At 59.8% G+C, this 12,577-nt stretch carries 10 protein-coding genes; 3 read left to right on the top strand and 7 right to left on the bottom strand.

Going from position 1 to position 12,577, the window contains the following annotated elements; all coding sequences use genetic code 11:
• Positions 1-57: 57 nt before the first annotated feature.
• Together AD662_RS18315 and AD662_RS18305 are read right to left on the bottom strand one after the other, a co-directional pair.
• Positions 58-504: an NUDIX hydrolase gene (locus AD662_RS18315; RefSeq protein WP_018609225.1), complete on the bottom strand. Its 447-nt coding sequence runs from the start codon at positions 502-504 to the stop codon at positions 58-60.
• 746 nt (positions 505-1,250) lie between these two features.
• Entirely contained in the window at positions 1,251-3,476 is a 2,226-nt protein-coding gene (locus AD662_RS18305) for an NADP-dependent isocitrate dehydrogenase (RefSeq protein ID WP_018609229.1), read from the bottom strand.
• A gap of 482 nt (positions 3,477-3,958) precedes the next feature.
• Here AD662_RS18305 and icd point away from each other — a divergent pair, with 482 nt between their 5' ends.
• Positions 3,959-5,215: an NADP-dependent isocitrate dehydrogenase gene (gene icd / locus AD662_RS18295; protein ID WP_018609234.1), complete on the top strand. Its 1,257-nt coding sequence runs from the start codon at positions 3,959-3,961 to the stop codon at positions 5,213-5,215.
• A 77-nt stretch (positions 5,216-5,292) separates the two neighbouring features.
• Here the strand turns inward: icd and AD662_RS18290 are convergent, their stop codons facing one another.
• Positions 5,293-5,562 (bottom strand): cold shock domain-containing protein, encoded by a 270-nt coding sequence (locus AD662_RS18290; protein WP_018609236.1) that lies wholly within the window; start codon positions 5,560-5,562, stop codon positions 5,293-5,295.
• A 226-nt stretch (positions 5,563-5,788) separates the two neighbouring features.
• Between AD662_RS18290 and clpS the strand changes: the two genes are divergently transcribed.
• A complete protein-coding gene (clpS, locus tag AD662_RS18285; RefSeq protein WP_003180089.1) occupies positions 5,789-6,151 on the top strand; it encodes an ATP-dependent Clp protease adapter ClpS in 363 nt (120 codons plus the stop codon).
• A gap of 29 nt (positions 6,152-6,180) precedes the next feature.
• Complete coding sequence (gene clpA, locus AD662_RS18280) at positions 6,181-8,451, top strand: ATP-dependent Clp protease ATP-binding subunit ClpA (protein ID WP_024616766.1); 2,271 nt, start codon at positions 6,181-6,183, stop codon at positions 8,449-8,451.
• Positions 8,452-9,470: 1,019 nt separating this feature from the next.
• Here clpA and infA read toward each other — a convergent pair.
• From infA to trxB, 4 genes are all read right to left on the bottom strand, one after another.
• The gene (gene infA, locus AD662_RS18275) at positions 9,471-9,689 is read right to left on the bottom strand and encodes a translation initiation factor IF-1 (protein ID WP_002553999.1); all 219 of its coding nucleotides are present in this window, start codon (positions 9,687-9,689) and stop codon (positions 9,471-9,473) included.
• 122 nt (positions 9,690-9,811) lie between these two features.
• Entirely contained in the window at positions 9,812-10,519 is a 708-nt protein-coding gene (locus AD662_RS18270) for an arginyltransferase (RefSeq protein ID WP_014337689.1), read from the bottom strand.
• 57 nt (positions 10,520-10,576) lie between these two features.
• Complete coding sequence (gene aat / locus AD662_RS18265) at positions 10,577-11,257, bottom strand: leucyl/phenylalanyl-tRNA--protein transferase (RefSeq protein ID WP_018608514.1); 681 nt, start codon at positions 11,255-11,257, stop codon at positions 10,577-10,579.
• Positions 11,258-11,338: 81 nt separating this feature from the next.
• On the bottom strand, positions 11,339-12,298 hold the full coding sequence (trxB, locus tag AD662_RS18260; RefSeq protein WP_018608516.1) for a thioredoxin-disulfide reductase: 960 nt from the start codon (positions 12,296-12,298) through the stop codon (positions 11,339-11,341).
• Positions 12,299-12,577 lie beyond the last annotated feature (279 nt).

Below are 12,577 nucleotides of genomic sequence, written 5' to 3'. Positions count from 1 at the left end.
GAATTCAATGAGTGTCTTGAAAAAGGACGCGATTCTATCAGGCCCGGGCGCGCAAGGCTAAAGAGAAGGACGGATAAGCTCCAGGCTATGGCGATGGCCGGCCAGATAATCGTCGATGCAACGGATGATCAGCTCGCTGCGCCAGTGTTCGCGCTGTTCGAGCAGTTCGTCGCGGGTGAGCCATTTGGCGCCGAGGATGCCGTCGTCCAGTTGGTACTCGGGGTGGTGTTTCAAGGCCTTGGCGGCGAAACAGACTCGCTGGTAGGTCACGCCGTTGCTCGGGGCGGTGTAGAGGTAGATGCCGGTGACGCTGGTGGGTTCGACGTCCCAGCCGGTTTCTTCGAGGGTTTCGCGTACGGCGGCTTCGATGAGGGTTTCGTTGGGATCCAGGTGGCCGGCGGGCTGGTTGAGTACTGCGCGTCCGGCCTTGGATTCTTCCACCATCAGGAAGCGGCCGTTGTCTTCGACGATGGTGGCGACGGTGATGTGGGGGTGCCAGTTCATAAGGTTCCTTCATTGCTCAGATTGGGGGGGATCGAGTGCATATCCGTTTTTGTAGTAACGGCCGCTTAGGGTTCCGCCCTGACGGCGGGTCACTTTTGGAAAGAGCGCCAAAAGTAACCAAAAACGCTCTGCCCCACCACTCGGTGCCTCGCCTAGGCTCGGCATGCCCTCACTCCGGCATTGTTCCGTGGGCCCGCCGCGAAGGGCCATCCATGGCCCAGCGCGGCTATCCCGGCATCCATGCCGGGATGCCCACTGCACAATGCCTGCGTTCGGCCAGCGTGGTTAACGGGGCGCCCCAGATCAACGTCCACCGCGAGGCGGCCTAGTAGCCGACCTGGTTCTCCCGGTCGTACACCCATCAGATCTGTGGGAGCAAAGCTTGCTCGCGAGGCAGCCTAACAGCCGACCTGGTTCTCCCGGTCGTACACCCATCAGATCTGTGGGAGCAAAGCTTGCTCGCGAGGCAGCCTAACAGCCGACCTGGTTCTCCCGGTCGTACACCCGTCAGATCTGTGGGAGCAAAGCTTGCTCGCGAGGCGGCCTAACGGCCGGCCTGTTTCTGCCGGTTGTACTTCAATCCAACTGTGGGAGCGAGCTTGCTCGCGATAGCGGTGTGTCAGTCAATATTTGAATTGAATGATGAATTGCAATCGCGAGCAAGCTCGCTCCCACAGGGGTGGGTTCCAAATGCCAGAAACACAAACCCCGGCACGAGGCCGGGGTTCGTGGTACTGCCTACAACCTTACACCAGCGCAGCAATCGCCGCGTTGAAGGTGTTGCTCGGGCGCATGGCCTTGCTGGTCAGCTCCGGGTTGGCGAAGTAGTAGCCGCCGATGTCCACGGGCTTGCCTTGGACGGCATTGAGCTCGGCAACGATTTTTTCTTCGTTGTCGGTCAATGTCTTGGCCAGGGAAGCGAACTGGGCCTTGAGGGCTGCGTCGTCGTCCTGGGCGGCCAGTGCCTGGGCCCAGAACAGGGTCAGGTAGAAGTGGCTGCCGCGGTTGTCGATGCCGCCGACCTTGCGCGAAGGCGATTTGTTGCGGTCCAGGAACTCACCGGTAGCCTGGTCCAGGGTCTTGGCCAGCACCAGTGCTTTCGGGTTGTTGTAGGTCACGCCCAGGTGCTCGAGGGATGCGGCCAGGGCCAGGAACTCGCCCAGGGAATCCCAGCGCAGGAAGTTTTCTTCCAGCAACTGCTGCACGTGCTTGGGGGCCGAGCCGCCAGCGCCGGTTTCGAACAGGCCACCGCCGTTCATCAGCGGCACGATCGACAGCATTTTGGCGCTGGTGCCCAGTTCCATGATCGGGAACAGGTCGGTCAGGTAGTCGCGCAGTACGTTGCCGGTCACCGAGATGGTGTCCTTGCCTTCGCGGGTGCGGGCCAGGGTGAACTTCATCGCGTCGACCGGCGACATGATGCGGATGTCCAGGCCGGCAGTGTCGTAGTCCTTCAGGTAAGTCTGGACTTTCTCGATCACGACGCCGTCATGGGCGCGCATCGGGTCCAGCCAGAAGATCGCCGGGGTGCTGCTGGCGCGGGCGCGGTTGACGGCCAGTTTGACCCAGTCCTGGATCGGCGCGTCTTTGGTCTGGCACATGCGGAAGATGTCGCCAGCTTCGACGCTCTGCTCCAGCAGGGTGCGGCCGTTGCTGTCCGAAACACGGACCACGCCGTCGACCTTGATCTGGAAGGTCTTGTCGTGGGAGCCGTACTCTTCGGCTTTCTTGGCCATCAGGCCAACGTTCGGCACGCTGCCCATGGTGGTTGGGTCGAAGGCGCCGTGTTGCTTGCAGTCTTCGATCACCGCCTGGTAGATGGTGGCGTAGCAGCGATCCGGGATCACGGCCTTGGTGTCGTGCAGCTGGCCGTCGGTGCCCCACATCTTGCCGGAGTCACGGATCATGGCTGGCATCGAGGCGTCGACGATGACGTCGCTCGGCACGTGCAGGTTGGTGATGCCTTTGTCGGAGTTGACCATCGCCAGGGATGGGCGCGCTGCGTAGACCGCCTGGATGTCGGCTTCGATCTGCGCCTGCTGCTCGGCCGGCAGGGCCTTGATGCGGGCGTACAGGTCGCCGATGCCGTTGTTCAGGTTGAAGCCGATCTGCTCCAGCACTTGTGCGTGCTTGGCCAGGGCGTCTTTATAGAACTCGGCAACGATCTGGCCGAACATGATCGGGTCGGAGACCTTCATCATGGTGGCCTTGAGGTGAACCGACAGCAGGACGCCTTTTTGCTTGGCGTCTTCGATTTCAGCGGCGATGAAGTCACGCAGGGCGTTTTTGCTCATCACGGCGCAGTCGAGGATCTCACCGGCTTGTACGGTGGTTTTTTCCTTCAGGACAGTGGCAGTGCCGTCCTGGGCGATCAGCTCGATTTTCACGCTGCCGGCGGCGTCGATCAGGGCGGCTTTTTCGCTGCCGTAGAAATCGCCGGTGCTCATGTGGGCTACATGGGACTTGGAGTCGGCTGCCCAGGCGCCCATTTTGTGCGGGTGCTTGCGGGCGTAGTTCTTGACCGACAGCGGCGCGCGACGATCGGAGTTGCCTTCGCGCAGGACCGGGTTCACGGCGCTGCCCTTGATCTTGTCGTAGCGGGCGCGGGCGTCTTTCTCGGCGTCGCTGCTCACGGTTTCCGGGTAGTCCGGCAGTGCGTAGCCCTGGGCCTGCAATTCCTTGATCGCGGCCTGCAGTTGCGGCACCGAGGCGCTGATGTTCGGCAGCTTGATGATGTTGGCTTCAGGCGTAACGGCCAGGTCGCCCAGTTCGGCGAGGTGGTCGGCTACGGCTTTGTCACCCAGTTGCTCGGGGAAGCTGGCCAGGATGCGCCCTGCGAGGGAGATATCGCGGGTTTCCACGGCGATATCGGCCGAAGCGGTAAAGGCTTCGACGATCGGCAGCAGCGAATAGGTGGCGAGGGCGGGCGCTTCGTCGGTGAAGGTATAGATGATCTTCGAGCGGGTGGGCATATTCGGATTAACTCTCTTCTTTGCTAAAGCATGCGCAGAAACTCGAGGGGCGCCGGGTAAGCGCGTTCGTTCAAAGTCATCCGTGAACCGAATGTCGAGGTTTCTTCGCGGTGATGTTGGGTGCATCAGTCGAGCGTCAAGCGGTTGGGCCGCGGTAACGGTCCGGCTTTTAAACTGACGGAAAGTCCTGTGATAGAGCGCTCAGCCAGTGTGACCCTGTGGTCAGCGGCGGCATTATACATAGGTAGCTGGCAATCTGCCGATGGTTCATAGACTTCCGTACACGTCCATTGGTCTAAACGTCGCAGTACCCAAGGCGCGGACTATGCTCATGTTTGGCGCTTTTCCCTTGGTTTTCAGGGTTGTACACCGCGAACTGCAACGCTTTACCCCGGATGAGCCTAACGTAGGGTTTGCGCGCCGATTCAAGTGGGGTACGCTCGAACGCAGCCAGATGTTCAATCCAAGCAATGGAGTTCAGCATGGGGTATCAAAAGATTCAGGTTCCAGCCGTCGGTGACAAAATCACCGTCAATGCAGACCATTCTCTTAATGTTCCCGACAACCCGATCATCCCCTTCATCGAAGGCGACGGCATTGGCGTCGATATCAGTCCGGTCATGATCAAGGTTGTGGACGCTGCGGTTCAGAAGGCCTATGGCGGCAAGCGCAAGATTTCCTGGATGGAAGTCTATGCCGGTGAGAAAGCGACTCAAGTCTACGATCAGGACACCTGGCTGCCCCAGGAAACCCTGGACGCGGTCAAGGATTACGTGGTTTCCATCAAGGGCCCACTGACCACGCCGGTGGGCGGTGGTATCCGTTCGTTGAACGTGGCCCTGCGCCAGCAGCTCGACCTGTACGTGTGCCTGCGTCCGGTGCGCTGGTTCGAAGGCGTGCCAAGCCCGGTCAAGAAGCCTGGCGACGTGGACATGACGATCTTTCGCGAGAACTCCGAGGACATCTACGCTGGCATCGAGTGGAAGGCCGGTTCGGCCGAAGCCACCAAGGTCATCAAGTTCCTGAAAGAAGAAATGGGCGTGACCAAGATCCGTTTCGACGAGGATTGCGGCATCGGCGTCAAGCCGGTTTCCAAGCAGGGCACCCAGCGCTTGGCTCGCAAGGCCTTGCAATATGTTGTCGACAACGACCGCGATTCGCTGACCATCGTGCATAAAGGCAACATCATGAAGTTCACCGAAGGTGCCTTCAAGGAATGGGCCTACGAAGTGGCAGCCGAGGAGTTCGGCGCGACCCTGCTCGACGGCGGGCCGTGGATGCAGTTCAAGAACCCGAAGACCGGCAAGAATGTCGTCGTCAAGGACGCCATCGCCGATGCGATGTTGCAGCAGATCCTGCTGCGTCCGGCTGAATATGACGTGATCGCCACCCTGAACCTGAACGGTGACTACCTGTCCGACGCCCTGGCGGCGGAAGTGGGCGGTATCGGTATTGCGCCGGGCGCCAACCTGTCCGACACCGTGGCAATGTTCGAAGCCACTCACGGTACCGCGCCCAAGTATGCCGGCAAGGACCAGGTCAACCCGGGCTCGCTGATCCTGTCGGCGGAAATGATGCTGCGTCACATGGGTTGGACCGAAGCGGCCGACCTGATCATCAAAGGCACCAACGGCGCGATTTCGGCCAAGACTGTGACCTATGACTTCGAACGTCTGATGGAGGGCGCCAAGCTGGTGTCGTCCTCGGGCTTCGGTGATGCCCTGATCTCGCACATGTAAGCGAATCGGCGCTCAGCGCGAATGCCCGGCTCGAGTGATCGAGTCGGGCATTTTCATTTGTCCGGTGCGGCGGCCGGTCAATGGGTCTCGGTGACCCTGACATTGACAGGGGCGGGCACATCTTCGGCGGTGACAAGCCTGATGTTGACCGCGTGCAGGCCCTTGGGTCCCTGGATGACGTCGAACGTCACAGGCTGTCCGGCCTTCAGGGTTTTATAGCCTTCCATGTTGATGGCCGAGTAATGGGCGAAAAGGTCTTCATCGTCCCTGCCGGCCGCGATAATGAAACCGTAGCCCTTGGCATTGTTGAACCATTTCACCTTGCCATTCATCTTGACGACCGACATAAGCCATTTCCCTCTGCAACGCACTCCATCACTGGAGTATCATCCAGTCCATCCGCAGGCTAATCTTGAAGTAAGGATAGATTCCACGGACCTTTTTAACCCACGATGGGCTCTATTGGTTGTAACACCGTTTTGCCGATAGTCAAGGTGGCCGGGTGGTCGTGGTTGAAATCACCCACAAGCGCCCCCATCACTGTATTCGCCAACTAAACGAACCTTTCTTTCCATGCATGCAGTCAGCCAGATTCGACTAACATTCAATCAGGATCGCCCGGATCTACACGACGACGATTCCGCAGGCATTGCTGTTCAGGAAGCAAAGCCCGCATTACAGGCGCCACCGATGTACAAGGTGGTTTTGTTCAACGATGACTACACACCGATGGATTTCGTCGTCGAAGTGCTCGAGGTGTTTTTTAACCTGAATCGGGAGCTGGCGACCAAGGTCATGCTGGCCGTCCATACAGAGGGACGGGCAGTATGTGGAGTGTTTACCCGCGACATCGCCGAGACTAAGGCCATGCAGGTCAACCAGTACGCCCGGGAAAGCCAGCATCCGCTACTCTGTGAAATCGAGAAGGACGGTTAACGCCGACCACTTGGGTATGAGGTGAAGCTATGTTAAACCGCGAGCTCGAAGTCACCCTCAATCTTGCCTTCAAGGAGGCTCGTTCGAAGCGTCATGAATTCATGACCGTCGAACACCTGCTGCTGGCCCTATTGGATAACGAGGCTGCCGCCACCGTTTTGCGTGCCTGCGGCGCGAACCTCGACAAACTCAAGCATGATCTGCAGGAGTTCATCGACTCCACCACGCCACTGATCCCCGTGCATGACGAGGATCGCGAAACCCAGCCAACCCTGGGCTTCCAGCGTGTCCTGCAGCGTGCTGTCTTCCATGTACAGAGCTCGGGCAAACGTGAAGTCACCGGCGCCAACGTGCTGGTTGCCATCTTCAGCGAGCAGGAAAGCCAGGCGGTGTTCCTGCTCAAGCAGCAGAGCGTTGCGCGTATCGATGTCGTCAACTACATCGCCCATGGCATCTCCAAGGTGCCGGGGCATGGCGATCATTCCGAGGGTGAGCAGGATATGCAGGACGACGAGGGCGGTGAGTCTTCTTCTTCAGGCAACCCATTGGATGCCTATGCCAGCAACCTGAACGAACTGGCACGCCAGGGGCGCATTGACCCGCTGGTCGGGCGCGAAGCGGAAGTCGAGCGTGTTGCCCAGATCCTGGCTCGGCGTCGCAAGAACAACCCATTGCTGGTGGGCGAGGCGGGTGTGGGCAAGACCGCAATCGCCGAAGGCCTGGCCAAGCGCATCGTCGACAACCAGGTGCCGGACCTGCTGGCCAACAGCGTGGTGTATTCCCTCGACCTGGGTGCCTTGCTGGCCGGTACCAAGTACCGCGGCGATTTCGAGAAACGCTTCAAGGCGTTGCTCGGCGAGTTGAAAAAACGTCCGCAAGCGATCCTGTTCATCGACGAAATCCACACCATTATTGGTGCCGGTGCAGCGTCGGGTGGGGTCATGGATGCGTCGAACCTGCTCAAGCCGTTGCTGTCGTCGGGTGATATCCGTTGCATCGGCTCGACCACGTTCCAGGAATTCCGCGGGATCTTCGAGAAAGACCGTGCCTTGGCCCGGCGTTTCCAGAAGGTCGATGTGTCGGAGCCTTCGGTGGAAGACACCATTGGCATCCTGCGCGGCCTGAAAGGGCGTTTCGAGCTGCACCACAACATCGAGTACAGCGATGAAGCCCTGCGCGCGGCGGCTGAGCTGGCTTCGCGTTACATCAACGACCGGCACATGCCGGACAAGGCCATCGACGTCATCGACGAGGCGGGTGCCTACCAGCGCCTGCAGCCGGTGGAGAAACGCGTCAAGCGCATCGAAGTCCCTCAGGTCGAGGACATCGTGGCGAAAATCGCGCGGATTCCGCCTAAACACGTCACCAGTTCCGACAAGGAGTTGCTGCGTAACCTGGAGCGTGACCTGAAGCTGACGGTGTTCGGCCAGGATGCGGCCATCGACTCGCTGTCGACCGCCATCAAGCTGTCCCGCGCCGGTCTCAAGTCGCCGGACAAGCCTGTGGGTTCGTTCCTGTTCGCCGGTCCTACCGGTGTCGGCAAGACCGAGGCCGCGCGGCAACTGGCCAAGGCAATGGGTATCGAGCTGGTTCGCTTCGACATGTCCGAGTACATGGAGCGCCACACCGTATCGCGTCTGATCGGTGCGCCTCCAGGCTATGTCGGTTTCGACCAGGGCGGCCTGCTGACCGAAGCCATCACCAAGCAACCGCACTGCGTATTGCTTCTCGACGAGATCGAGAAGGCGCATCCGGAAGTCTTCAACCTGCTCCTGCAGGTCATGGACCACGGTACGCTCACCGATAACAACGGGCGCAAGGCGGACTTCCGCAACGTGATCGTCATCATGACCACGAACGCTGGTGCCGAAACCGCAGCTCGCGCTTCGATCGGTTTCACCCATCAGGACCACTCGTCCGATGCGATGGAAGTGATCAAGAAGAGCTTCACGCCTGAATTCCGCAACCGCCTGGACACCATTATCCAGTTTGGTCGCCTCAGTCATGAAGTCATCAAGAGCGTGGTGGACAAGTTCCTTACCGAACTTCAGGCGCAGCTCGAAGACAAGCGTGTATTGCTGGAAGTCACCGATGCGGCCCGCAGTTGGCTGGCAGAAGGTGGTTACGATGTGACGATGGGGGCGCGGCCGATGGCTCGCTTGATCCAGGACAAGATCAAGCGTCCGCTGGCCGAGGAAATCCTCTTTGGCGAACTGGCCGAGCATGGCGGTGTGGTGCACATCGACATCAAGGACGGCGAACTGACCTTCGACTTCGAAACCACGGCCGAAATGGCCTGACCGTTCGTTGCAACACAGCAAAAGGCGCCGAAAGGCGCCTTTTTGCTATCCAGCCCCATACCACCCCCCTGTGGGAGCCGAGCTTGCTCGCGATGGCGGCGGCACATTCGGCATCGATGCAAGCTGACCCACCGCTATCGCGAGCAGGCTCGCTCCCACAGTTTGTCTGGGGCTAGGCACAAGATGAGTTTCACCGCCAATCCCCTGTGGGAGCCGAGCTTGCTCGCGATGGCGGCGGCACATTCGGCATCGATGCAAGCTGACCCACCGCTATCGCGAGCAGGCTCGCTCCCACAGTTTGTCTGGGGCTAGGCACAAGATGAGTTTCACCGCCAATCCCTGTGGGAGCCGAGCTTGCTCGCGATGGCGGCGGCACATTCGGCATCGATGCGCGCTGACCCACCGCTATCGCGAGCAGGCTCGCTCCCACAGTTTGTCTGGGGCAAGGCATAAGATGAGTTTCACCGCCAACCCCCTGTGGGAGCCGAGCAAGCTCGCGATGGCGGCGGCACATTCGGCATCGATGCGCGCTGACCCACCGCTATCGCGAGCAGGCTCGCTCCCACAGTTTGTCTGGGGCTAGGCACAAGATGAGTTTCACCGCCAATCCCCTGTGGGAGCCGAGCTTGCTCGCGATGGCGGCGGCACATTCGGCATCGATGCAGGCTGGGCCACCGCTATCGCGAGCAGGCTCGCTCCCACAGTTTGTCTGGGGCAAGGCATAAGATGAGTTTCACCGCCAATCCCCTGTGGGAGCCGAGCTTGCTCGCGATGGCGGCGGCACATTCGGCATCGATGCAAGCTGACCCACCGCTATCGCGAGCAAGCCCGCTCCCACAGTTTGTCTGGGGCAAGACACAAGATGAGTTTCGCCGCCAATCCCCTGTGGGAGCCGAGCTTGCTCGCGATGGCTGCGGCACATTCGACATTGATGCAAGCTGACCCGCCGCTATCGTGAGCAAGCTTGGCTCCCACAAACAAAAACGCCCGGCATCAGCCGGGCGTTTTGTATTGACTTGTTAGCGAGCGCGGTAAGTGATGCGCCCTTTGCTCAAGTCATAGGGCGTCAGCTCGACGCGCACTTTGTCACCGGTAAGAATACGAATGTAGTTCTTGCGCATCTTGCCGGAGATATGCGCGGTTACGACGTGCCCATTTTCCAACTCCACACGAAACATGGTGTTGGGCAGGGTGTCGACGACAGTGCCTTCCATTTCGAAGCTGTCTTCTTTCGACATGCAGTAAAGCCCTCGGTATCCAGTGAATGGCCCGGTGCAACTGCGCCAGGCAAAAGCGGCGTGCATTGTGCCCGAAAAAGGGGGTTCAAGCCAAGGGGTTCTAGCTTTTAAGCCGAAGGGGTTTAACTCAGGACAACCCACCGCTGGTTAATCAGCAGTTCAATGGGGCGATATTGGGTCTTGTAGTTCATTTTCTTGCAGTTCTTGATCCAGTAGCCCAGGTACACCGCTTCCAGTCCCAGGCGCCGGGCTTCGTTGATTTGCCAGAGGATGGCAAAGCGCCCCAGGCTGCGCCGCTCTTCGTCCGGCTCGTAGAAGGTGTACACCGCTGAAAGCCCATTGGGCAGCAGGTCCGTGACGGCGATGGCGACCAGGCGTCCGTCCAGTCGAAACTCGTAGAAGCGAGAAAACGGCAGGTCACGCACCAGGAAGGTCGAGAACTGATCCCGACTGGGCGGGTACATGTCGCCATCGGCATGGCGTTGTTCGATGTAGCGCTGGTACAGGTCGAAATATTCTTCGGTGAACTGCGGCTTGGCCGGGCGGACCTGCAGGTCGGCGTTGCGCTTGAAAATGCGTTTTTGCTGACGATTGGGCAAAAATTGCGCCACGGGGATGCGCGCCGGGACGCAGGCGTTGCAGTGCTGGCAATGGGGCCGGTAGAGGTGATCGCCGCTACGACGAAAGCCCATTTCCGACAGGTCTGCGTAGACATGCACATCCATGGGCTGGCTAGGGTCGAGGAACAGCGTCGTGGCCTGTTCCTCCGGCAGGTAACTGCAAGAGTGGGGCTGAGTGGCATAGAACTTCAAACGCGCCAACTCGGTCATGATCGACCCTCGGGATAAGCTTTGAATTTAATTGTAAGCCAGGAGCGCGAATGTCGCTCAGCAAACCCATGTCGCATGGTTGGGTTGGTCCAGATGCGCCTTTAGATAACCCGCAAACTCACTGCGTGGGATCGACCGTGCGCCCAGGCTGTGCAGGTGTTCGGTGGGCATCTGGCAGTCGATCAGCACGAAACCGGCGACCTTGAGGTGTTGGACCAGCCTCGCGAAGCCGAATTTCGACGCATTGTCGGCCCGGCTGAACATGGACTCGCCAAAAAACAGCTGGCCCATGGCCAAGCCATACAGGCCGCCCACCAACGCCCCTTGGTCCCACACTTCCACCGAATGGGCGAAACCGCGTCGGTGCAGTTCCAGATAAGCGGTTTGCATGGCGTCGGTGATCCAGGTGCCCTCGGCATAGTCCCGCGGCGCGGCGCAGGCCTGGATAACCGCCGCAAAATCCCGATCGAACGTTACTTTATAGCGCTGCTTGCGCAGCAGTTTGCCCAGGCTGCGGGAGATGTGCAGTTCGTCGGGAAACAGCACCGTGCGCGGGTCCGGCGACCACCAGAGGATCGGCTGCCCCTCGGAAAACCAGGGGAAGCAGCCGTGGCGATAGGCCTGGATCAGCCTGTCGGCGGATAGATCGCCACCGGCGGCCAATAACCCGTTGGGATCGCGCATGGCTTTTGCCAGTGGCGGGAACTCGAAGGTGTTGCGTTGTAACCAGGTCAGCATGGGTATCCGGTTTAGTAGAAGGGGAGGGCGGCAGGTGGCGGGCCTCGTCCATCGGCGAACGCCCGCCTGGAAGGTTAACCGTCAAACGGCCGGGATGTCATCGAGATACTTCTCTGCGTCGAGTGCGGCCATGCAGCCGGCGCCGGCGGAGGTAATCGCCTGGCGATAGACGTGGTCGGCCACATCGCCGGCGGCGAACACGCCTTCGATATCGGTCGCGGTGGCGTTGCCTTCGCTGCCGCCGCGCACGATCAGGTAGCCGTCACGCATCTTCAATTGGCCCTGGAACAGCTCGGTATTGGGTTTATGGCCGATGGCAATGAACACGCCGGCCAGGGACAGGGTGCTGGTTTCGCCGGTCTCGCTGTGGCGCAGGCGCGCGCCAGTCACGCCGCTGGCGTCGCCCAGGACTTCATCCAGGTTCTGGTTCCAGTGCAACTTGATATTGCCGCTGGCGGCCTTTTCGAAGAGTTTGTCCTGCAGGATCTTCTCTGAACGCAGCTTGTCGCGACGGTGGATCAGGTGCACTTCCCTGGCGATGTTCGACAGGTACAGGGCTTCCTCGACCGCGGTATTGCCGCCGCCGACCACGGCCACCACCTGGTTGCGATAGAAAAAGCCATCGCAGGTCGCACACGCGGAAACCCCTTTGCCGGCGAAGCTTTCTTCCGAGGGCAGCCCCAGGTATTGGGCCGAGGCGCCGGTGGCAATGATCAGTGCATCGCAGGTGTAGGTGCCGCTGTCGCCGATCAATTCGAATGGGCGCTGTTGCAACTTGGCGGTGTGGACATGGTCGTAGACGATCTGCGTGTCGAAGCGCTCGGCGTGCCGTTGCATGCGTTCCATCAGTACCGGGCCCGTCAGGCCTTCGACATCGCCGGGCCAGTTATCGACTTCCACCGTGGTGGTGAGCTGGCCACCGGCCTGCAGGCCGGTAATGACAACGGGTTTGAGGTTGGCGCGGGCAGCATAGACGGCCGCGCTGTACCCCGCAGGGCCGGAACCGAGAATGATCAGGCGTGAATGCTTCACTTCGCTCATAAAAAACACCTCATAAGCCTTTGTCACAAAAGAGAATGCATGGTCCAATTGGCGCGTGTACACCCTGTATCCGGCTATGCTGTCAGGCAATGCCTTGGCGCGGACAAACCCGTACAATGCTTGAGTTTTGAACGCAGGATGGGCTAAAGATCAAAATCTTCGGCAACACCTGCGGTTTTCTGGATGCACCTCACAGTGGTAAAAGTAGTACCGGTTGTGCACATTCACTTTTTTACCTGCTCGTCATGGGCAGTTTTTTATAGTCATTCAACAGATGGA

The sequence above is a fragment of the Pseudomonas kilonensis genome (genome assembly GCF_001269885.1).
Taxonomy (GTDB): domain Bacteria; phylum Pseudomonadota; class Gammaproteobacteria; order Pseudomonadales; family Pseudomonadaceae; genus Aquipseudomonas; species Aquipseudomonas kilonensis.
Note: the sequence above shows the minus strand (reverse complement) of the source record. Positions and strands in the feature narration are given on the sequence as shown.

What these genes read in the sequence shown, in the direction of transcription:
- AD662_RS18315 (WP_018609225.1), bottom strand. Translation starts at nt 504, where the DNA reads ATGAACTGGCACCCCCACATCACCGTCGCCACCATCGTCGAAGACAAC.
- AD662_RS18305 (WP_018609229.1), bottom strand. Translation starts at nt 3,476, where the DNA reads ATGCCCACCCGCTCGAAGATCATCTATACCTTCACCGACGAAGCGCCC.
- icd (WP_018609234.1), top strand. Translation starts at nt 3,959, where the DNA reads ATGGGGTATCAAAAGATTCAGGTTCCAGCCGTCGGTGACAAAATCACC.
- AD662_RS18290 (WP_018609236.1), bottom strand. Translation starts at nt 5,562, where the DNA reads ATGTCGGTCGTCAAGATGAATGGCAAGGTGAAATGGTTCAACAATGCC.
- clpS (WP_003180089.1), top strand. Translation starts at nt 5,789, where the DNA reads ATGCATGCAGTCAGCCAGATTCGACTAACATTCAATCAGGATCGCCCG.
- clpA (WP_024616766.1), top strand. Translation starts at nt 6,181, where the DNA reads ATGTTAAACCGCGAGCTCGAAGTCACCCTCAATCTTGCCTTCAAGGAG.
- infA (WP_002553999.1), bottom strand. Translation starts at nt 9,689, where the DNA reads ATGTCGAAAGAAGACAGCTTCGAAATGGAAGGCACTGTCGTCGACACC.
- AD662_RS18270 (WP_014337689.1), bottom strand. Translation starts at nt 10,519, where the DNA reads ATGACCGAGTTGGCGCGTTTGAAGTTCTATGCCACTCAGCCCCACTCT.
- aat (WP_018608514.1), bottom strand. Translation starts at nt 11,257, where the DNA reads ATGCTGACCTGGTTACAACGCAACACCTTCGAGTTCCCGCCACTGGCA.
- trxB (WP_018608516.1), bottom strand. Translation starts at nt 12,298, where the DNA reads ATGAGCGAAGTGAAGCATTCACGCCTGATCATTCTCGGTTCCGGCCCT.